The organism is Kitasatospora sp. SolWspMP-SS2h (genome assembly GCF_003259315.1).
GTDB classification, from domain to species: Bacteria; Actinomycetota; Actinomycetes; order Streptomycetales; family Streptomycetaceae; genus Kitasatospora; species Kitasatospora fiedleri.
Map to the genome: position 1 here is coordinate 123,976 of NZ_QLLT01000021.1, position 19,091 is coordinate 143,066.

The 19,091-nt window shown below is 73.7% G+C and carries 19 protein-coding genes and 1 rRNA gene; 15 read left to right on the top strand and 5 right to left on the bottom strand.

All coding sequences use genetic code 11. From position 1 onward, the window contains the following. Positions 1-17: 17 nt before the first annotated feature. The 4 genes from K353_RS24965 to K353_RS24980 all read left to right on the top strand — a co-directional run bounded on the left by K353_RS24965 (position 18) and on the right by K353_RS24980 (position 3,469). Entirely contained in the window at positions 18-602 is a 585-nt protein-coding gene (locus K353_RS24965; RefSeq protein ID WP_100840360.1) for a DUF5998 family protein, read from the top strand. 7 nt (positions 603-609) lie between these two features. After that, positions 610-1,767, top strand: coding sequence for an alkaline phosphatase family protein (locus K353_RS24970; protein ID WP_111555786.1), 1,158 nt, complete (start codon positions 610-612; stop codon positions 1,765-1,767). 95 nt (positions 1,768-1,862) lie between these two features. Continuing rightward, positions 1,863-2,510, top strand: coding sequence for a thymidine kinase (locus K353_RS24975; protein WP_100840358.1), 648 nt, complete (start codon positions 1,863-1,865; stop codon positions 2,508-2,510). Positions 2,511-2,641: 131 nt separating this feature from the next. Beyond that, entirely contained in the window at positions 2,642-3,469 is an 828-nt protein-coding gene (locus tag K353_RS24980; RefSeq protein WP_111555787.1) for a sulfurtransferase, read from the top strand. 81 nt (positions 3,470-3,550) lie between these two features. On the opposite strand, the gene sepH is transcribed toward K353_RS24980, so the two are convergent. Beyond that, a complete protein-coding gene (gene sepH / locus K353_RS24985; protein WP_111555788.1) occupies positions 3,551-4,639 on the bottom strand; it encodes a septation protein SepH in 1,089 nt (362 codons plus the stop codon). 437 nt (positions 4,640-5,076) lie between these two features. Between sepH and K353_RS34935 the strand changes: the two genes are divergently transcribed. Beyond that, positions 5,077-5,883 carry a hypothetical protein gene (locus K353_RS34935; RefSeq protein WP_199528234.1) on the top strand — a complete coding sequence of 269 codons (807 nt, stop codon included), beginning with the start codon at positions 5,077-5,079 and terminating at the stop codon, positions 5,881-5,883. A 65-nt stretch (positions 5,884-5,948) separates the two neighbouring features. On the opposite strand, the gene K353_RS24995 is transcribed toward K353_RS34935, so the two are convergent. Then, positions 5,949-7,250 (bottom strand): D-arabinono-1,4-lactone oxidase, encoded by a 1,302-nt coding sequence (locus tag K353_RS24995; protein WP_111555789.1) that lies wholly within the window; start codon positions 7,248-7,250, stop codon positions 5,949-5,951. A 167-nt stretch (positions 7,251-7,417) separates the two neighbouring features. Beyond that, on the bottom strand, positions 7,418-8,662 hold the full coding sequence (locus tag K353_RS25000; RefSeq protein WP_111555790.1) for an MFS transporter: 1,245 nt from the start codon (positions 8,660-8,662) through the stop codon (positions 7,418-7,420). Positions 8,663-8,893: 231 nt separating this feature from the next. On the opposite strand from K353_RS25000, the gene K353_RS25005 reads away from it, so the two are divergent. Next, positions 8,894-10,042, top strand: coding sequence for a ferrochelatase (locus tag K353_RS25005; protein ID WP_111555791.1), 1,149 nt, complete (start codon positions 8,894-8,896; stop codon positions 10,040-10,042). A gap of 96 nt (positions 10,043-10,138) precedes the next feature. Then, entirely contained in the window at positions 10,139-10,939 is an 801-nt protein-coding gene (locus tag K353_RS25010; RefSeq protein WP_111555792.1) for an inositol monophosphatase family protein, read from the top strand. Between the two features lie 101 nt (positions 10,940-11,040). Here the strand turns inward: K353_RS25010 and K353_RS25015 are convergent, their stop codons facing one another. After that, positions 11,041-11,226 (bottom strand): hypothetical protein, encoded by a 186-nt coding sequence (locus K353_RS25015; RefSeq protein ID WP_111555793.1) that lies wholly within the window; start codon positions 11,224-11,226, stop codon positions 11,041-11,043. Positions 11,227-11,696: 470 nt separating this feature from the next. On the opposite strand from K353_RS25015, the gene K353_RS25020 reads away from it, so the two are divergent. The 4 genes from K353_RS25020 to K353_RS25035 all read left to right on the top strand — a co-directional run bounded on the left by K353_RS25020 (position 11,697) and on the right by K353_RS25035 (position 15,755). Further along, positions 11,697-12,350, top strand: a complete 654-nt coding sequence (locus tag K353_RS25020; RefSeq protein ID WP_100840350.1) for a response regulator transcription factor — start codon at positions 11,697-11,699, stop codon at positions 12,348-12,350. Between the two features lie 43 nt (positions 12,351-12,393). Then, positions 12,394-13,695 (top strand): HAMP domain-containing sensor histidine kinase, encoded by a 1,302-nt coding sequence (locus tag K353_RS25025; RefSeq protein ID WP_111555794.1) that lies wholly within the window; start codon positions 12,394-12,396, stop codon positions 13,693-13,695. 277 nt (positions 13,696-13,972) lie between these two features. Next, entirely contained in the window at positions 13,973-14,950 is a 978-nt protein-coding gene (locus K353_RS25030; protein WP_111555795.1) for an acyl-ACP desaturase, read from the top strand. Positions 14,951-15,455: 505 nt separating this feature from the next. Then, positions 15,456-15,755 carry a DUF4193 domain-containing protein gene (locus tag K353_RS25035; protein ID WP_014138508.1) on the top strand — a complete coding sequence of 100 codons (300 nt, stop codon included), beginning with the start codon at positions 15,456-15,458 and terminating at the stop codon, positions 15,753-15,755. Positions 15,756-16,027: 272 nt separating this feature from the next. Here K353_RS25035 and K353_RS25040 read toward each other — a convergent pair whose 3' ends face one another. After that, entirely contained in the window at positions 16,028-16,510 is a 483-nt protein-coding gene (locus K353_RS25040; RefSeq protein ID WP_111555796.1) for a DUF3093 domain-containing protein, read from the bottom strand. 95 nt (positions 16,511-16,605) lie between these two features. On the opposite strand from K353_RS25040, the gene K353_RS25045 reads away from it, so the two are divergent. The 4 genes from K353_RS25045 to K353_RS25065 all read left to right on the top strand — a co-directional run. Further along, entirely contained in the window at positions 16,606-17,190 is a 585-nt protein-coding gene (locus K353_RS25045) for a PaaI family thioesterase (protein ID WP_111555797.1), read from the top strand. Then, positions 17,187-17,654: a dUTP diphosphatase gene (gene dut, locus K353_RS25050; RefSeq protein ID WP_111555798.1), complete on the top strand. Its 468-nt coding sequence runs from the start codon at positions 17,187-17,189 to the stop codon at positions 17,652-17,654. Before K353_RS25045 ends, dut begins: the two co-directional genes overlap by 4 nt. Positions 17,655-17,813: 159 nt before the next feature. After that, positions 17,814-18,605, top strand: a complete 792-nt coding sequence (locus K353_RS25055; protein ID WP_111555813.1) for a DUF3710 domain-containing protein — start codon at positions 17,814-17,816, stop codon at positions 18,603-18,605. Positions 18,606-19,008: 403 nt separating this feature from the next. Continuing rightward, positions 19,009-19,091 (top strand): 16S ribosomal RNA (locus K353_RS25065); the annotation flags it as partial.

Consider the following 19,091-nt stretch of genomic DNA (forward strand, 5'->3'; position numbering starts at 1 on the left):
CATGCCAGGATGGAGATATGGCGAAGACCGGTACCACCACGCAGGACCTGCGGTCCGCGATCGAGCGCAGCGGCTACTACCCGGCGCTGGTCTCCGAGGCGGTGGAGTCCGCGGTGGGCCCCGAGCCGATCAGCTCGTACCTGGTGCACCAGGAGACCACCTTCGACGCCAACGAGGTCCGCCGGCACGTCACCGTGCTGGTGCTCACCCCGTCCCGCTTCGTGGTCAGCCACACCGACGAGCAGAACGGCGACGCGGCCACCCCCGTCCCGTACGCCACCACCTCCACCGAGACGGTCCGGCTGGACCGGATCACCTCCGTGGTGGTCAGCCGCATGGTCGCCAACCCCGAGACGTACACCCCCGGCACCCCGCCGCGCGAGGTCGTCCTCACCATCGGCTGGGGCGCCGTGCAGCGCCTCGACCTGGAGCCGGCCGGCTGCTCCGACCCCAACTGCGAGGCGGACCACGGCTACACCGGCTCCGCCACGGCCGACGACCTGTCGCTGCGGGTCAGCGAGGCCGGGGACGGGCCGGAGACGGTCGCCCAGGCGCTGGTGTTCGCCCGGGCGCTGTCCGAGGCGACCGTGGCCAACGGCTGAGCCTGGCATGCACCACGAGGACCGCTACGACCTGCTCGACCCGGCCGCCGCCCCCGTCCCGCGCTACGGCAGCGCCGCCCTCTCCGACCTGCTGCCCACGCTGGCGGCGGGCCTCGGCGTGCCCGGCTACCGGCCCGTGCTGCCGCTGGAGCCGGCCGACCGGGTCTGCGTGTTCCTGGTCGACGGCCTCGGCTGGGAGCTGATCCGGGCCAACCCCGACTGGGCGCCGTTCCTCACCTCGCTGACCGCCGGGCGCACCCCGATCACCGCCGGGTTCCCGTCCACCACCGCCACCTCGCTGGCCTCGGTCGGCACCGGCCTGCCGCCCGGGCAGCACGGCCTGGCCGGGTACACGGTGGCGATCCCCGACAGCGGGCGGCTGATGAACCAGCTGCGCTGGACCCCGCCGGTCGACCCGCACGCCTGGCAGCCCCACCCCACCGTCTTCGAGCGGGCGCACCGGGCCGGGGTGGCCACCGCCCAGGTCTCCTCCCCGCTGTTCGCCACCACCCCGCTCACCCAGGTCGCGCTCTCCGGCGGCACCTTCCTCGGCCGCACCACCGGCGAGGAGCGGATGGACCGGGCCGCCGCCTGGCTGGCCGAGCACGACCGCGCCCTGGTCTACACGTACCTCAGCGAACTCGACGCCGCCGGGCACCGGTACGGCGTCGCCTCCGACGAGTGGCGGCTCACCCTGTTCGCGGTCGACCGCCTCGCCCGCCGCCTCGCCGAGCAGCTCCCGCCGCGCTCCGCGCTGTACGTCACCGCCGACCACGGCATGATCGACATCGCCCCCGAGGACCGGATCGACTTCGACGAGGACTGGGAGCTCTCGGCCGGCGTCGCCCTGCTCGGCGGCGAGGGCCGGGCCCGCCACGTCTACGCCCACCCCGGCGCCGCCGCCGACGTGCACGCCGTGTGGAGCGAGGTGCTCGGCGAGCAGATGTGGGTGGCCACCCGCGAACAGGCCGTCGCCGCGGGCTGGTTCGGCCCCTCGGTGGACGCGCGGGTGCTGCCCCGGATCGGCGACGTGGTCGCCGCCGCCCGCGACGACATCGCCGTCATCGCCACCCGCAGCGAACCCGGCGAGTCCCAGATGGTCGGCCTGCACGGCTCGATGACCCCCGTCGAGCAGCTCGTCCCGCTGCTCGAAGTCCGAAGCTGAGCCCCGCCGAGCCCCGCTGAGCCCGCTGACCTCCCCGTCCGACCTGCCCGACCTGCCCGACCTGTCCGACCCGTCCGAAAGGCTGACGCTCCGCCATGGCTGAATTGGTGTTCTTCTCGGGCACGATGGACTGCGGCAAGTCCACGCTGGCCCTCCAGATGGACCACAACCACGCCGCCCGCGGCCGTCAGGGCATCATCTTCACCCGCCACGACCGGGCCGGCGCCGCCACCATCTCCAGCCGCCTCGGCCTGCGCGCCGACGCCGTCGAGGTCGGCGACCTCTTCGACTTCCAGGCGTACGTCGTCCACCTGCTCTCGGCGGGCGGCAAGGTCGACTACCTGATCTGCGACGAGGCGCAGTTCTTCTCCGCCGGGCAGATCGACCAACTCGCGCGCATCGTGGACGAGTTGGGCATCGACGTGTTCACCTTCGGGATCACCACCGACTTCCGCACCAGGCTCTTCCCCGGCTCCCAGCGCCTGATCGAACTCGCCGACCGGGTCGAGGTCCTCCAGGTCGAGGCCCTGTGCTGGTGCGGCGCCCGCGCCACCCACAACGCCCGCACCGTCGGCGGCGTCATGGTGGTCGAGGGGGCCCAGGTGGTGGTCGGGGACGTCGCCGTCAACGAGGACGAGATCGGCTACGAGGTGCTCTGCCGCCGCCACCACCGCCGCCGCCTCACCGCCGCCACCGCCCGCGCCGCCGTCCTCTCCCCGGACGTCCTCCCCTTCGAGGGCTGACCGGCCCCCGCCGGGCCGCCTCGCCGCCGGACCGCCAAACCGCCGGGCCGTCTCGCCGCCGGATCGTTTCCCCGGGTGACGCGATCGCCGGGGCCGCCCCGCGCACCGCGCCCGCGCGCCACAATGACCGCATGACCTCGCCCCTGATCACCGTCGCCGAACTCGCCGCCGCGCTCGGCTCGGACCGGCCGCCCGTCCTGCTCGACGTCCGCTGGGCGCTCGGCGGCCCGCCCGGAGCCGAGGAGTACGCCGCGGGTCACCTGCCCGGCGCGCACTACGTCGACCTCGACCGCGAACTCGCCGACCCGCCCGGCCCGGCCGGCCGCCACCCGCTGCCCGACCCCGACCGCCTGGCCGCAGCGCTGCGCCGGGCCGGCGTCACCGCCGACCGCCCGGTCGTCGCCTACGATGCCGGGCCCGCGCTCTCCGCCGCCCGCGCCTGGTGGCTGCTGCGCTGGGCCGGCCACCCCGACGTCCGGGTCCTCGACGGCGGCCTCGCCGCCTGGACCGCCGCCGGCCACCCGCTCACCACCGACACCCCGCCCCCCGGCGACGGCGACTTCGAGGTCGACCCCGGCCACCTGCCCACCGTCGACGCGGCCGGTGCGGCCGAACTCGCCCGCACCGGACTGCTCCTCGACGCCCGGGCCGGCGAGCGCTACCGCGGCGAGACCGAACCCGTCGACCCCCGGGCCGGCCACATCCCCGGCGCCACCTCCGCGCCCACCGGCGAGAACCTCGCCCCCGACGGCCGCTTCCTCCCGCCGGCCGCGCTGGCGGCCCGCTTCGCCGCGCTCCACCTCACCGACCCCGCCCGCACCGCCGTCTACTGCGGCTCCGGCGTCACCGCCGCCCACCAACTGCTCGCCCTCGCCCTGGCCGGGCAGGACGGCGCCGCCCTCTACCCGGGTTCCTGGAGCGAGTGGTCCGCGAACCCGGACAACCCCGTCGAGGTCTGAGCGGCAGGACGCGTCCGCGAACGGGCGGGGACACGCCAGGGGCCCGGGCACAGCCCGGGCCCCTGGCGGCACGCCGTTCGGTTACTCGGGCTTCTTGCGGCGCGAGCCGAAGACGATCTCGTCCCAGCTCGGCACCGTCGCCCGGCGCCCGGGGCGGACGCCGTCGGCCTCGGCCTGGCGATCGGTGGTGCCGACCAGGCGGTCCCGGTGCGGGGCGACGGCGCGCGGCATCAGGATGTCCGCGTACGCGGAGCCCGCGCCGACGCTGGCGGCGGGGGCCGCCGTCTCCTCGATGATCTCCTCGGGCTCCTCGGTGACCGCGGTCTCCACGCTCGGGCCGACCGGGGTGAGGTCGCCGCGGTAGGAGGGCACCACGTCCAGCAGGCTGGTCAGCGAGTCCCGTTCGGGCACGGCCGCGGTGGCGGCGGAGGCCGCCGCCTCGCGGGCCTCGCGGACCTGCATGATGCGGTCGGCGGAGGGCCGCTCGATCATCGGGCGGGCCGGGCGGTCCTGGGGGAGCCGGGCGATCCGCGGGATGAACGGGAAGACCGAGTCCTCCTCGCGCTCGACGTTCTCGCCGATCAGCGCGCGGGCCTCGTCGTCGTTGGGCTGGACCAGCCGCCGGGGCGGGTCGTAGGACCAGGCGGCGCGCCGGTGCTCGCCCTCGGCGCGGTACCAGAGGACGACCTCCCAGGTGCCGTCGTCGCGGCGCCAGGAGTCCCAGCGCTCGGTGTCCTTCTCGGCGCCGCGCAGCGCGAGGCGCTCGGCGACGGCCTCGCCGAGCTGCGGGCCGGTGGACTCGCCGTGCCGGCGGATCGCGGTCTTGCGGGCCCGCTCGGCCATGAAGGCGCGCTCGGCGAGCACCGGGCCCTCGAAGCGGCGGACGCGCTCCACCGAGATGCCGGCGGCCTGGGCGACCTCCTCGGCGGAGGCACCGGCTCGTATCCGCGCCTGGATGTCACGGGGGCGGAGGTGGCTCTCCACCTCGATCTCGATCTGGCCGAGCCGCGGGCGGTCACCCCGGACGGCGGCGCGCAGCCGCTCGTCGATCGGCAGGGTGTACTCCGTGCTGTCGGCAGCCTTGAGCACCAGCCGTGTGCCGTCGTTGCTGACGGCCACGACGCGCAGTTCGGGCACGGTTACCTCCCGGGTGGTGCCTGCCGACGTCACCTGCGTCGCTGCTCCCGTACTGAGTGTGGCCTGCCCGCTGGCGAGTGGCCACAACCTTGCAGAGTTACCCGGCGTGTCGGGCTTTCGCCCGGGCGCGCCGCTGTGGCACGGTTGCCTGTTTGCCACGTCGACGGTCGACATCGCACCCGGGCGCCCGGTCCGTCGTCTGACGGGTCGTAGACAGCGGGTCCGAAGGCTCAGGCTCCACGAACAGTACTCCATTCGTGGCATCCGGAGGGGCGGCTCGCCGCTCAAGTCTCCCGCGAATCACCGGAATCTCAAGAGCGGCCACCCCATTGACCCACCGGCGATCAACGGACGGTGATCATCTTCACATATATCGACCGGGGAGAACCGGATTTTCGACCCTTGTGTCCTTCTTTGGGCAAGATGGAGAGACTTGTTCAAAATTCCGACACGCCGACCGAGGGACAGGGATGCCGCAGCAGAGCCAGCAGTTCGCGCACGGACCGGCCGGTGCGGAGGAGAAGGCGGAGCGCAGACGGCTCGACCTGACGACCGCTCAGGTGGCCGCGAGCGCCCTGGCCGCGGTGGTCGGCGCGGTACTCGCCTCGGAACTCGGAGTGTACGGAACGATACTCGGTGCGGCCGTCGTCTCGGTGGGGGCGACCGTCGGAAGCGCGCTCTTCCAGCACCTGTTCAAACGCACCGGGGAACAACTGCGCAACGCGGTGGAACGGGGTACCGAATCCGCCCCCGCGGTGCACCCGGCACCCGCGCCGCCGGGCGGAATCAGCCGGGACTGGAACGCCCCCCGGGTGCTGCGCGCGAAACGCCGCTGGACCTGGAAGTCGTACACGGCGGTCTCCGCGCTGGTGTTCGTGCTCGCCATGGTGCCGGTCGTCGCGGTGGAACTCGCGGCCGGCAAGCCGATGCACGACATCACCACCGGGCAGGACGGCGGCGGCACCTCGTTCAACCCCTCGCGGCCGTCCGGCGACCGGCAGCAGCCGCCGGCCCCCGCGGACACCCCGTCCACCGGGCCGTCCGACCACCCCTCCGGCCGGTCCTCCGACACCCCCTCGGCGCCGCCGAGCGGTTCGGCCGGGCCGTCCGGGGCGGCGTCGGGCTCGCCCTCCGGGGCCGCGTCCGTCCCGTCCGCGCCGAGCGGCACGCCCTCCGGCGGGGCCTCGGACGGCGGGGGCCGGGACGGCGAGGACCCGGACGGCGGGGCGGCGCCGCCGACCGCCACCCCGGGCGGGACGGCCGCCCCGACCGGCTGACGGCGACCGGCTGACGACTGACGGCGACCGTCTGACGATGACCGGCTGACGGCGGGCGCGCCGGGTCAGGCGCCCAGCACCCGGCGCAGGTAGGCGTTGGCGAACCGGCGCTCCGGGTCGACCTTGTCGCGCAGCGCCGTGAAGTCGCCGAAGTGCGGGTACACGGTCGACAGGTACTCGGCGTCCCGGGTGTGCAGCTTGCCCCAGTGCGGGCGCCCCCGGTGGGCGGTCATCAGCTTCTCGACCTCGGTGAAGTAGGAGAGTTCGCGGGTGCCCCGGTACAGGTGGACGGCGATGTACACGCTGTCCCGCCCGTTGGCGGTGGAGAGCCACAGGTCGTCGGCCGGGGCCACCCGCACCTCCACCGGGAAGCTGATCCGCCAGTCGGAGCGCTCCACCAGCGCCCGCAGCTCGCGCAGCACCTCGGTGGCGGCCTCGCGCGGCACCGCGTACTCCATCTCGATGAAGCGGACCTTGCGCGGGCTGGTGTACACCTTGTACGCCTCGTCGGTGAACCGGCGCTCGGACCAGGCCCGGCTGGCGATCCCGGCTATCGCCGGGATCGCCCCGGGGAAGGCGCGGCCCACCCGGCAGGCGCCCTCCCAGACCGTGTTCGAGACGAAGTCGTCGTCCAGCCACGCCTTGAAAGCGGGCAGCGGCGCGGCCGGGCCCTGGCTGCGGTTGTTCCGCTTGGTCGAGCAGCGGTCGGTGTGCGGGAACCAGTAGAACTCGAAGTGCTCGTTCACCGCCGTCAGGTCGTCGAAGGAACCCAGCACCTCGTCGAAGCCCATCGGCTGCTCGTGCGCGGAGAGCAGGAACATCGGCTCCACCGCGAAGGTCAGCGCGCTCACCACGCCCAGCGCGCCCAGGCCCAGCCGCGCGCCCTGGAACAGCTCCGCGTCCTCGGTCGCCGAGCAGGTCCGCACCGAGCCGTCGGCGAGGACGATCTCGACCTCGGTGACCTGGGCCGCGAGCGAGCCGGAGTCCCGGCCGGTGCCGTGGGTGCCGGTGCTGGTCGCGCCCGCGACCGTCTGCACCTCGATGTCGCCCATGTTCGTCAGCGAGAGGCCGGCGGCCGCCAGCAGCCGGTTCAGCCGGTGCAGCGGCAGGCCGGACTCGACGGTGACCGTCCCGGCCGCCCGGTCGAGCCCGCGGACGGCGGTCAGCCGGTCCGGCCGGACCAGGACGGCGTCCCCGGCGGCGGCGATCGCGGTGAACGAGTGCCCGGCCCCGACCGCCTTCACCGGCAGCCCGGCCCGCCCGGCCGCGACCACCGCCGCCGAGAGCTCCTCGACCGACCCCGGCGCCACCACCCGCGCGGGCCGCGCGCTCTGGTTCCCCGCCCAGTTCCGCCAGACCTCGGTCATCTCCAGAGCCTCCCGCTCGCGCGTGTCCTACCTTCCGGTTCTACCGGTGGGTACGGGGAGCGTAGTCACCAGGATCGCGCAGGTCTACGGTTCGACGGGAGCGGAGCCGCCCGCCTGCCGGGCCCGTCCGTCCGCCCGTCGGTCCGTCCGAACGTCCGCCGGTCCGCCTAGGAGCGCACCGCCTCCGCCGCGGGCCGCTGCGCCAGCGCGAGCCGGCGGCGCAGCCGGGGCAGGCCGGTGTAGGCCGCCAGCGCGGACAGCGCGGCGGCGCCGACCGGGACCCAGTAGCCGTTCGCGCTGCCGGCCGCGTCGACCACGATGCCCGCCGCCGAGGAGCCGACGGCGACGCCGAGCGCCAGGCCGGTGGTGGTCCAGGTCATGCCCTCGGTGAGCCGGGCGGCGGGGACGAGCCGTTCGACCAGGGCCATGGAGGTGATCAGGGTGGGGGAGATGGCGAGCCCGGAGAGGAAGAGCGCGCCGCCCACGCCGACCAGGGCCGCGGTGCCGTGCAGGAGCTGGGCGGCGAGGATGAGCGGGGCCATCCCGGCGGCCATCACGCCGACGCCGACCAGGAAGCGGCGGTCCAGCGGGGCGGTGAACTTCAGCGCGCCGAAGACCGCCCCGGCCAGGCAGGAGCCGAGGGCGTACACGGCGAGCACGCTGCCGGAGGCGGCGGGGTGGCCCTGGGCCTTCGCGAAGGCGACGGTGACCACCTCGACGGAGCCGAAGACGCCGCCGATCGCGGCCAGCGTCAAGATCAGGGTCTGGATGCCCTTGTCGCGGGCGACCGAGGCGCCGGCCCGGTGCTCGACGGGGTGGGCCGGGGGCTCGGTGCGGCGCTGGGCGGTGAACAGCAGGACGCCGACCACCAGGAAGACCCCGGCGAGCAGCAGGCCGGACTCGGGGAAGAGCGAGGTGGCCAGGGTGGCGGCCAGGATCGGGCCGATGATGAAGCAGATCTCGTCCGCGACGGCCTCGAAGGAGTACGCGGTGTGCAGCTTGGGCGGCGCGTCCCGGTAGAGGTGGGCCCAGCGGGCCCGGACCATGGAGCCGGTGCTGGGCATGGTGCCCATGCCGACGGCGAAGACGAACAGCGTCCAGTCCGGGAAGCCGTAGTGCGCGCCGAGCAGCAGCCCGGCGGCGGCGAGCACGGTGACGCCGGTGGCGGGGAGGGCGACGCGGCGCTGGCCGTACCGGTCGACCAGGCGGGAGATCCGCGGCCCGAGGACCGCGGCGGAGACGGCGAGGACGGCGGAGAGCAGGCTGCCCAGCCAGTAGGAGTCCTTGATCCGGCCGAGCATCGTGACGATGCCGATCCCGGTCATGGAGATCGGCAGGCGGGCGATCAGCCCGGTGAAGGAGAAGGCCAGGGAACCGGGGGCGGCGAAGATCTGGCGGTAGCTGGACAGCACGGGGGGTGGCTCCGTCGGAGGTCGGATGGGGGTAAGACGCAACTATCGGTAATGCGCGACCGTCGCCCACACAGCTTACGAAGCGTGGACGAACCTCTGCATCCGGGTTGTGCACGGGCACCCCGGACCCCGCCCGCCGCCGCCCGGGCCCGCGCCCCCGTCAACGTCCGTACAGCGGCCGGGCCGCGCCCGTGCACCGGCCGGGCCGTCACGGGTGGCAGGATCGGAGCCATGTCCGACACGCGCACGCCCAGCCCGACCGACCCCGCGCCGTACGACGCGCTGCTGCTGCTCTCCTTCGGCGGGCCGGAGGGCCCCGAGGACGTGGTGCCCTTCCTGGAGAACGTCACCCGCGGGCGGGGCATCCCCAAGGAGCGGCTGGCCGAGGTCGGCAAGCACTACTTCCTGTTCGGCGGGGTCAGCCCGATCAACGAGCAGAACCGGGACCTGCTGGCCGCGCTGCGCAAGGACTTCGCCGACCACGGCCTGGACCTGCCGGTGTACTGGGGCAACCGGAACTGGGCCCCGTACCTGGTCGACGCCCTGCGGGAGATCGCCGACGACGGGCACCGCCGGGTGCTGGTGCTGGCCACCAGCGCCTACGCCGGGTACTCGGGCTGCCGGCAGTACCGGGAGAACCTGGCCGACGCGCTGGCACGGCTGGCCGCCGAGGGCCGGCCGGAGCTGACCGTGGACAAGCTGCGGCACTTCTACAACCACCCCGGCTTCGTCGAGCCGATGGTCGACGCCACCCTGGCCGCGCTCGCCCGACTCCCGGAAGCGGTCCGGGACGGCGCCCGGCTGGCGTTCACCACGCACTCGATCCCGACCGCGATGGCCGAGACCTCCGGCGCCCCCGACGACCCGGCCCGCGGCACCCCCGGCGGCGCGTACGTCGCCCAGCACCTGGACGTGGCCCGGCTGGTCGCCGCCGCGGTGGCCGGGCGCACCGGCGTCGCCGACCGGCCCTGGCAGCTGGTGTACCAGAGCCGCTCCGGCGCCCCGCACACCCCGTGGCTGGAGCCCGACGTCTGCGACCACCTGGCGGCGGAGCACGCGGACGGCGCCGCGGCCGTGGTGATGGTGCCGATCGGCTTCGTCTCCGACCACATGGAGGTCAAGTACGACCTGGACACCGAGGCGGTGGCGAAGGCCGCCGAACTCGGCCTGCCGGTCGCCCGGGCCGCCACCGTCGGGGCCGACCCGCGGTTCGCCGCCGCCGTCCGGGACCTGGTGCTGGAGCGGGCCGCCGTCCGGCGCGGCGAGCCGGTCACCCGGTGCGCGCTGGGCGCGCTCGGCCCCAGCCACGACGTGTGCGCCACCGCCTGCTGCCCCAACCCGCGCGCCCCCCGGCCCGCCGCCGCCGAAGCCGAAGCCTGAGCCCGAGCACCCGAGCGCGAGCACCGAAGCGCCGGCACCGAAGCGCGACGCCCGGGCACCCGAGCCCGAAGTCAGAGACCCGGAGGACCGAGACCAGTGACCGACGACCTGCTGCAGGAACTGCTCGCCACCGCGCTGGAGGCGGCCACCCGGGCCGGCGAGCTGCTGCGCGACGGGCGGCCCGCCGACCTCGGGGTGGCCGCCACCAAGAGCAGCCCGGTGGACGTGGTGACCGAGATGGACCTGGCCTCCGAGAAGCTGGTGCTGGAGCTGATCTCCGCCCGCCGCCCGGACGACGGCTACCTCGGCGAGGAGGGCGCCGACCGCCCCGGCACCAGCGGGGTGCGCTGGGTGGTCGACCCGCTCGACGGCACCGTCAACTACCTGTACGGGCTGCCCTCCTGGGCGGTCAGCGTGGCCGCCGAGCTGGACGGCGAGGCGGTGGTGGGCGTGGTCTTCGTCCCGGCCCGGAACGAGCTGTTCCAGGCGGTGCGCGGCGGCGGCGCCCACCTGGACGGCCGCCGGCTGGCCGTCCGCCCGGCCCCGGCGTGGGGCGGGGCGCTGGTGGCGACCGGCTTCGGCTACCTGCGCGAGCGGCGGGTGCACCAGGCCGAGGTGCTGCACGCGCTGATGGGCGAGGTGCGCGACGTCCGCCGGGGCGGCGCCGCCGCCGTCGACCTGTGCGACCTGGCGGCCGGCCGGTTCGACGGCTACTACGAGCGCGGCCTGGCCCCCTGGGACCGGGCGGCCGGCCTGCTGATCGCCGCGGAGGCGGGCGCGCTCACCGGCTCCCGCCCCGGCCTGCCCGCGAACGGCGGGCTGACCGTCGCCGCCCCGCCCGGCGTCTTCGAACCACTGCAGGCCCGGCTGGAAGAACTCGGCGCCTGGCACGACTGATCCGCCGCGCGGCGGGCAGACGCGAAACGCCCCGGACCGGTGAACCGGGCCGGGGCGCTGGTCGGACGGGGCCGCACCTGGCGGTACGGGAAGGGGAGCGGTCAGGCGGCGGAGCGGTGCGTACCGAGGACCGGGTCCACGCCGTGTTCGGTGGCGAGGCGCTGGAGGTCCTCCAGCTCGGACTGCTCGACCTCGGCCAGGAACTCGTCCCCGGACTCGATCGCGCGGTGCAGATCCTGCTCGGCGTTCTTGATCCGCTGGAGGATTCCGGAGGTGAAGGCGTCCATACGGGCCCCCTTTGCTGTGTCGGACGGGCACGGTCCGAGCAGCCCCCCGGCACGGAACCGGACAAACCCCGGTCGAGCCCCCTGGACCGGACGCGGGTTCCGGTCGGGTGCTCGGGCGGCGCAGGTGCCGCGACCCGGTGGCTTTCCGTCCCAGGCCGGTGCGGATGGGGCACTCGGCGGGTGGTGGTGGCCGCGACGCGCCACAGGACGGCATCACGGTGTGCACGTGTCCTCCCCACCCCCGGGCCATGGAAACCTCCAACTCTCCGGAAAGTTGCCCGAGTCACAGTCCAAACAGGCGGGCACCGCTCCGCTTTCGCGGACGGCGCACCGGACTTACGACTGCTTTACCGCGCGACCAGGCAGGATGGAGGCACCGTCGGATCCGTCTGCCCGGATCCGCGCCCGGCGCCTCACGGCCCGCACGGGCGAGCACGGCCAGGGCCGCTCCAGCAGAAGGGACAACCACCGTGCGGGTACTCGTCGTCGAGGACGAGCAGCTGCTCGCCGAGGCCGTCGCCACCGGCCTGCGCCGGGAGGCCATGGCGGTCGACGTCGTCTACGACGGGGAGGCCGCCCTGCAGCGGATCGCCGTGAACGACTACGACGTGGTGGTGCTCGACCGGGACCTCCCGCTGGTGCACGGCGACGACGTGTGCCGCCGGGTGGTCGAACAGGGCCTGGCCACCCGGGTGATCATGCTCACCGCCTCCGGCGACATCAGCGACCGGGTCGAGGGGCTGGAGATCGGCGCCGACGACTACCTCCCCAAGCCGTTCGCCTTCAGCGAACTCGTCGCCCGGGTAAGGGCGCTGGGCCGCCGCGCCACCGTCCCGCTGCCCCCCGTGCTGGAGCGCTCCGGGATCAGCCTCGACCCCGGCCGCCGCGAGGTGATCCGGGACGGCAAGCCGGTCCAGCTCGCCCCCAAGGAGTTCGCCGTGCTGGAGGTCCTGATGCGGGCCGGCGGCGCCGTGGTCTCCGCCGAGCAGCTGCTGGAGAAGGCCTGGGACGAGCACACCGACCCGTTCACCAACGTGGTCCGGGTCACCGTGATGACCCTGCGCCGCAAGCTCGGGGACCCGCCGGTGATCGTCACCGTGCCCGGCTCCGGCTACCGGGTGTGACCCGCACCCCCGAACCGTCCACCGTCTGAGAGGACTTCCGGCCATGACCACCCCGCCACTCCCCGGCGGGGCCCCCGGCACGCCCGCCCCGGGTCCGCACCAGGTGCCCCCACGACCGTCGCACCCCCCGCGCCGCCCCGACCGCGACCGCGCCGACGACACCTACCACCCCGGCGACGGCCTGTTCGCCTGGCTGTCGCTGCGCCCCACCATCCGGATCCGGCTCACCCTGCTGTACGGCGGGATGTTTCTGATGGCGGGGGTGGTCCTGCTGCTGCTGATGTACTACTTCGTCCGCTCGGCCTTCGACCAGGCCCAGCTGCCGCACCTGACCCTCGGCAACAACATCGCGGTCACCCTCAACGGCCAGGAGATCCGGGACCAGGCCACCCTGGACCGGGCGATGGCCGCCCTCCAGGAGGTCAACAGCAGCCAGGCGCTCTCCACCCTGCTGCGCCGGGCGCTGACCGCCCTGGTCTTCCTGGCCGCGATCGCCTTCGCGGTCGGCTACGCGATGGCCGGCCGGGTGCTCCACCCGCTCGGCCGGATCACCCGCACCGCCCGCGAGGTGGCCGGCAGCGACCTGCACCGCCGGATCGACCTGGACGGCCCGGACGACGAGCTCAAGGAGCTCGCCGACACCTTCGACGAGATGCTGGAGCGCCTCGACCGGGCCTTCGACTCGCAGCGCCGCTTCGTCGCCAACGCCTCGCACGAGCTGCGGACCCCGCTGGCGATCAACCGCACCCTGCTGGAGGTCCAGCTGGCCGACCCGGAGGCCTCGCCCGACCTCCAGCAGCTCGGCAAGACCCTGCTGGCCACCAACGAGCGCAGCGAGCAGCTGGTCGAGGGCCTGCTGCTGCTGGCCCGCAGCGAGAACGAGCTCACCGAGCGCCGCCCGGTCGACCTGGCCGAGGTCGCCCAGCGGGCGATGGAGCAGACCCGGGCCGAGGCGGCCCACCGCGAGGTGGAGCTGCGCGCCGAGCTGGCGCCCGCCCCCGCGCACGGCAACGGCGTGCTGCTGGAGCGGATCGCGCTCAACCTGCTGCAGAACGGCACCCGGTACAACACGCCCGGCGGCTGGGTGGAGATCACCACCTCGGCGGTCCGCGGCGGGGGCGGGGAGCTGGTGGTCGGCAACACCGGCCCGGTGGTGCCCGGCTACGAGCTGGAGCACATCTTCGAGCCGTTCCGCCGCCTCCGGGGCACCGACCGCACCCGCAGCGACAAGGGCGTCGGACTCGGCCTGTCCATCGTCCGCTCCGTGGTGCGCGCCCACGGAGGGGCCATCGAGGTCACTGCCCGCCCCGGAGGCGGCCTGCGGATCCAGGTCCGCATCCCGTAGCCGCCGGCCCGCCCCGGGTCCGCCGGTGCCCCCTCCGGGCGCTCCGGCCGCCCCCTCCGGGCGCTCCGGCCACCCCCTCCGGGCGCTCCGGCCGCCCCCTCCGGGCGCTCCGGCCACCCCCTCCCCGCCGGACCCGCCCCCAGCCGCCCCCGCCCAGCCGTGTCGGAACGACATAAGCGCTGGACAGGGGCGGCTTGTCATTTGCCGCCGCAACAACTTACGGTGTCGTAACCTACGCAGCCGTAGGTCAGCCCGTCCCCTCCGCAGGAGCAACGCCGTGACCATCGCCCCCGTGCAGCGCACCGCCACGAACGCTTGGACCGACGCCAGGCTGATCCTCGCGCTCGAGGAGGTCGTGGAGACCGAGCTCAACCGCCACCTCAAGGTGGCCAAGGAGTGGATGCCGCACGAGTACGTGCCGTGGAGCCGGGGGCGGGACTTCGACGGCGTGCTCGGCGGCGAGGCGTGGTCGCTCGACCAGTCCCAGGTCACCCCGCTGGCCCGGGTCTCCCTGGTGGTCAACCTGCTCACCGAGGACAACCTGCCGAGCTACCACCACGAGATCGCCAGCATGTTCGGCCGCGAGGGCGCCTGGGGCACCTGGGTGCACCGCTGGACCGCCGAGGAGGGCCGGCACGGGATAGCGATCCGCGACTACCTGCTGGCCACCCGCGCCGTCGACCCGGTCGAGCTGGAGCGGGCCCGGATGGCGCACATGTCCGAGGGCTTCGCGTCGGACAACGCGCACAGCATGCTGCAGTCCGTCGCCTACGTCGCCTTCCAGGAGCTGGCCACCCGGATCGCCCACCGCAACACCGGCCACCACTCCGGCGACCCGCTCTGCGACCAGCTGCTGGCCAAGATCGCCAACGACGAGAACCTGCACATGGTCTTCTACCGGAACCTGCTCAAGGCCGCCCTGGAGATCGCCCCCGACCAGACCATGCGGGCCATCGCCGACGTGGTGGTCAACTTCCGGATGCCCGGCCACGGCATGCCCGGCTTCGAGCGCTCCGCCGCCCAGATCGCCATCGGCAACGTCTACAACCTGCGGATCCACCACGACGACGTGCTGCAGCCCGTGCTGCGCCACCTGAAGGTCATGGAGGTTACCGGCCTCGGCCCGGTCGGCCAGCACGCCCAGGGCGAGCTGGGGGCCTTCCTGGCGGGCCTGGACGCCCAGGCCACCCGCTTCGACGAGCGCCAGGCCGCGCTGCTCGCCCGCCGCGCCGCCGCGGCCGCCGCCCGGGCCTGACCGTCGCCCGGGAGCTACCGTTCGGTATGCGGACAATTCGGCCGCGCGGACTCCGGGTGAAAGGCCCGCTTTGGCGGCAAACGCCCGCTGTCACGCCCAATGTGACGAACCTCACACCTGTCCGGAAGGCGCACCCGCCTCCCCCGATGGTGTGATCACTCGTTCGGGTGGGCCGGTAGCTCTCGGTCACCGTTCGGCCCGACCGGAGCCCGCCCGGACGGGTGCCAAAAACCTTCGCCGGTCGCCCAGTTGTCGCCCCCGACGGCCCCAGACGATCACCGAACGTGATGATCGATGAGTTCCGGTCCGAACCGGTTCACCCGTACGGTGGACGGTGTTCGGACCCTGTTCGGTCACCCCGACGGGCCCCTGTCCGGATGTCGATTGAGTAACAGGGCTTGAAGTAAGGCACAATCTCGGCCTCGGGCCGGGCACAAGACCGGCCCCCCAGGCGTTACGTGCGCTGGAGACACCCGCACACACCCAAAGGGGGAGAGCGAAAACTATGGCAACGGACTACGACACCCCACGCAAGACCGATGACGACCTCAACGAGGACAGCATCGAGGAACTCAAGGCCCGCCGGAACGAGAAGGCGTCCAGCTCGGTCGACGTCGACGAGTACGACGCCAACGAGGGGCTGGAGCTTCCGGGCGCCGACCTCTCGAACGAGGAGCTCTCGGTCCGAGTGCTGCCCCGACAGGCCGACGAGTTCACCTGCATGAGCTGCTTCCTGGTGCACCACCGGAGCCAGCTCTACAGCGAGAAGAACGGCCAGCCGATCTGCCGGGACTGCGGAGCCTGAAAACGGCGCGGCACTGGCCCGGGCGGGCGATACCCCTCCGCCGGCCCGGTATGCCGCCCCGTCCGGCCCTGAGCAGCAGGGCCGGAGGCAGTAGCAGCGACCGCCCCGAGCGGTCGCACCCGGCAGGACGCCCCACCGCGCTCCCGCCCCGCAGGGCTCGCAGACAGACCGAAAGGGACGGTCCCACCCACCGGGTGGGACCGTCCCTTTCGCATCCCCGCCGCCGCCCGCCGCTCGCCGCGCGCCGCCCGCTGGCGGACGGCGGACGGCCCTCAGCGCTCCCGCGTGGCGTCCCGCCCGTCCGCCGCCGCGTCCCGCCCGTTCGCCGCGGCGGCCAGCGCGTCCGCCAGCTTCTGCGGCGACCGGGTCGACAGGTACAGGTACGGGGTCGGGTCCGCCGGATCGGTCACCTCGACCTTCAGCGCCGTCGGCACGTAGCTGCGCAGCAGCATGAACGCCCGCGGATCGGCCTTCACCGACCGCCAGGCCACCGCCTCCTTCGGGTTCAGCACCTCGGCCGCGCCCAGCGCACCCACCGGGATCCGGGCCTGCCCGGCCACCAGCGACCCCTGCACCACCCGGATCCGCGCCGACCCGTAGCCGCTCAGCGCCGCCGCCCCCGCGGCCACCCCCACCACCAGCCCGACCAGCGCGCCCACCCCGCTGAAACGGAGCAGGATCAGCGCGAGCGACAGCCCGAGCGCCACGGGCAGCAGCCACCAGGACCGCGGGACGGTGAGACGTTCCTCGTACATGCCCCCATTGTGGGCGCTCCGCACACCGCGCCCGTCCCCCGGGGCCCCGCCGCCGCACCTGTCCCGGAAAACTACCGACAGGTAGGGTCGGCGCCGTGAACGGACCCACCACCCCCACCACCCCGCCCGCGGACGCCGTCCTCCCCGACCGCTCCCCGCTGGCCCCCGCACCCGGCACCCTCATCGGCTCCCACTACGACGAGTGCTTCGGCTGCGGCCCGCACCACCCCCAGGGCCTCCAACTCACCGCCGTCGCCGGCGAACACCTCGACGTCACCGCGCAGTTCACCGTCAAGCCGGCCCACCAGGGCGGCCCCGGCCTGGCCCACGGCGGCGTCCTGGTCAGCGCCATGGACGAGACCCTCGGCACGCTCAACTGGCTGCTCGGCGCCCCCGCCGTCACCGGCCGCCTGGAGACCGACTTCGTCCGTTCCGTCCCGGTCGACTCGGTGCTGCACATCCACGCCCGGGTGACCGGCGTGCACGGCCGCAAGGTCTACAGCGCCGCCGAGGGCCGCATCGGCGCCCCCGACGGACCGGTCGCCATCCGGGCACAGGCCCTCTTCGTCCAGGTGAAGCTGGAACACTTCACCACGCACGGTCGTCCAGAGGACGTGCAGAAGATCCTGGACGACCCGGACCAGATCAAGCGCGCCCGAGCCTTCGAGGTGAACCCGTGACCGACCCCGCCCGCCCGCCCGTCGACATCCTGATCCGCCGGCTCGACCCGGAGATCCCGCTCCCCGCCTACGAGCACCCGGGCGACGCCGGAGCCGACCTGCGCACCACCGTCGACGCCGAACTCGCCCCCGGCGAACGGGCGCTGCTCCCCACCGGCATCTCCATCGCGCTACCGGACGGTTACGCGGCGTTCGTGCACCCGCGGTCCGGGCTCGCGGCCCGCTGCGGAGTTGCACTGGTGAACGCCCCGGGGACGGTCGATGCCGGGTACCGTGGTGAGATCAAGGTGATCGTCGTCAACCTGGACCCACGGGAGCCCGTCAGCTTCGAGCGGGGCGACCGGATCGCCCAGCTGGTCATCCAGCAGGTCGAGAAGGCCCGCTTCCACGAGGTGGGTGAACTCCCGGGTTCGGTCCGGGCCGAAGGCGGGTTCGGCTCGACCGGCGGCCACGCCGCGGTCTAGCATGCGCCGCGGTCTCGGTTCCGCCGAGCGAGCACGACGAGCGGGTGGAAGCGGTGCGATCGGCGATCGCAGCGCTCTTCGGCCGGTCCGATGGGTAGCAGGTAGCAGATATTCGCGTTCGGTCTTGGATTCGGTCTTGGACCGGGAAGGACAGTGACCGTGTTCCGTCGTCGCAAGAGCGAGGACGCTGTCGAGCAGCTCGCCGAGGACGCCATCAGCGCCGACGAGACGGCCGATGACGTCGAGGGTTCCGTCGAGAGCGAGAACGACACCGAACCGGACCCGGCCGACCGGGTCGGTCTCCCGCCGGCCCCGCGCCCGGACGGGCCGTGGGACGTCTCCGAGCTGGAGAAGCCCGAAGAGGGCCGCGTCGACCTCGGGGGCCTGCTGATCCCCGGAGTCGAGGGCATGGAACTGCGGGTCGAGGTCGCCGGTGACGCGATCGTCGCCGCCACCCTCGTGCTGGGCAACAGCGCCGTCCAGCTCCAGGCGTTCGCCGCCCCCAAGTCGGAGGGCATCTGGGGCGAGGTCCGCGAGGAGATCGCCAGCGGCATCACCGGCCAGGGCGGCGTCGTCGAAGAGGAGGAGGGCCCGCTCGGCTGGCACCTCCGCGCCCAGGTCCCCGTCCAACTCCCGGACGGCACCCAGGGCGTCCAGCTGGTCCGCTTCGTCGGCTGCGACGGCCCCCGCTGGTTCCTCCGCGGCGTGATCTCCGGCCAGGCGGCCGTCCAGCCCGAGATGGCCGGCCTGCTCGAAGAGGTCTTCCGCCAGACCGTCGTGGTCCGCGGCGAGGTCCCCATGGCCCCCCGCGACCCGATCGTCCTCAAGCTCCCCGAGGACGCCCAGATGGTCGCGGACGGCGCCGCCGCCCCCACCGAGCCCGACTCGCCCTACGCGGGCGGCTCGATCGACCCCTTCTCGCGCGGCCCCGAGATCACCGAGGTCCACTGACCTTCCGGACGCCCCGCGTCCCCTTCCGCCCCCGTGCCACCCGGCCCGGGGGCGGATTTGCTTTGCGGCCGCCGCTGCCCGTACAGTTCCGGAGTCGCGCCGAGAGGGGCGAACGAAAGCGAGTTCGAGGAAACACCGGTGAAACGGTGGCGAAAACCTCTGATAAGCTGGGAACACGAAAGAACGAAGCGCCCGGAGATGCGGTCGGAAGGCCGGTCGAAGGAAGCGTCCGTTCCTTGAGAACTCAACAGCGTGCCAAAAGTCAACGCCAGATATGTTGACATCCCCGGCCTCGAATCTGTTCGGGGTTGGAGATTCCTTTTGAAGTAAAACACTAGCGAGGACGCAGTGCGCGGGGCCGCCCTATTCCGGTGGTCGCCGTGCCGCTCTTTCGTGGAAAGCATTCACGGAGAGTTTGATCCTGGCTCAGGACGAACGCTGGCGGCGTGCTTAACACATGCAAGTCGAACGGTGAAGCCCTTCGGG

What these genes read in the sequence shown, in the direction of transcription:
- K353_RS24965 (WP_100840360.1), top strand. Translation starts at nt 18, where the DNA reads ATGGCGAAGACCGGTACCACCACGCAGGACCTGCGGTCCGCGATCGAG.
- K353_RS24970 (WP_111555786.1), top strand. Translation starts at nt 610, where the DNA reads ATGCACCACGAGGACCGCTACGACCTGCTCGACCCGGCCGCCGCCCCC.
- K353_RS24975 (WP_100840358.1), top strand. Translation starts at nt 1,863, where the DNA reads ATGGCTGAATTGGTGTTCTTCTCGGGCACGATGGACTGCGGCAAGTCC.
- K353_RS24980 (WP_111555787.1), top strand. Translation starts at nt 2,642, where the DNA reads ATGACCTCGCCCCTGATCACCGTCGCCGAACTCGCCGCCGCGCTCGGC.
- K353_RS34935 (WP_199528234.1), top strand. Translation starts at nt 5,077, where the DNA reads ATGCCGCAGCAGAGCCAGCAGTTCGCGCACGGACCGGCCGGTGCGGAG.
- K353_RS24995 (WP_111555789.1), bottom strand. Translation starts at nt 7,250, where the DNA reads ATGACCGAGGTCTGGCGGAACTGGGCGGGGAACCAGAGCGCGCGGCCC.
- K353_RS25005 (WP_111555791.1), top strand. Translation starts at nt 8,894, where the DNA reads ATGTCCGACACGCGCACGCCCAGCCCGACCGACCCCGCGCCGTACGAC.
- K353_RS25015 (WP_111555793.1), bottom strand. Translation starts at nt 11,226, where the DNA reads ATGGACGCCTTCACCTCCGGAATCCTCCAGCGGATCAAGAACGCCGAG.
- K353_RS25025 (WP_111555794.1), top strand. Translation starts at nt 12,394, where the DNA reads ATGACCACCCCGCCACTCCCCGGCGGGGCCCCCGGCACGCCCGCCCCG.
- K353_RS25035 (WP_014138508.1), top strand. Translation starts at nt 15,456, where the DNA reads ATGGCAACGGACTACGACACCCCACGCAAGACCGATGACGACCTCAAC.
- K353_RS25040 (WP_111555796.1), bottom strand. Translation starts at nt 16,510, where the DNA reads ATGTACGAGGAACGTCTCACCGTCCCGCGGTCCTGGTGGCTGCTGCCC.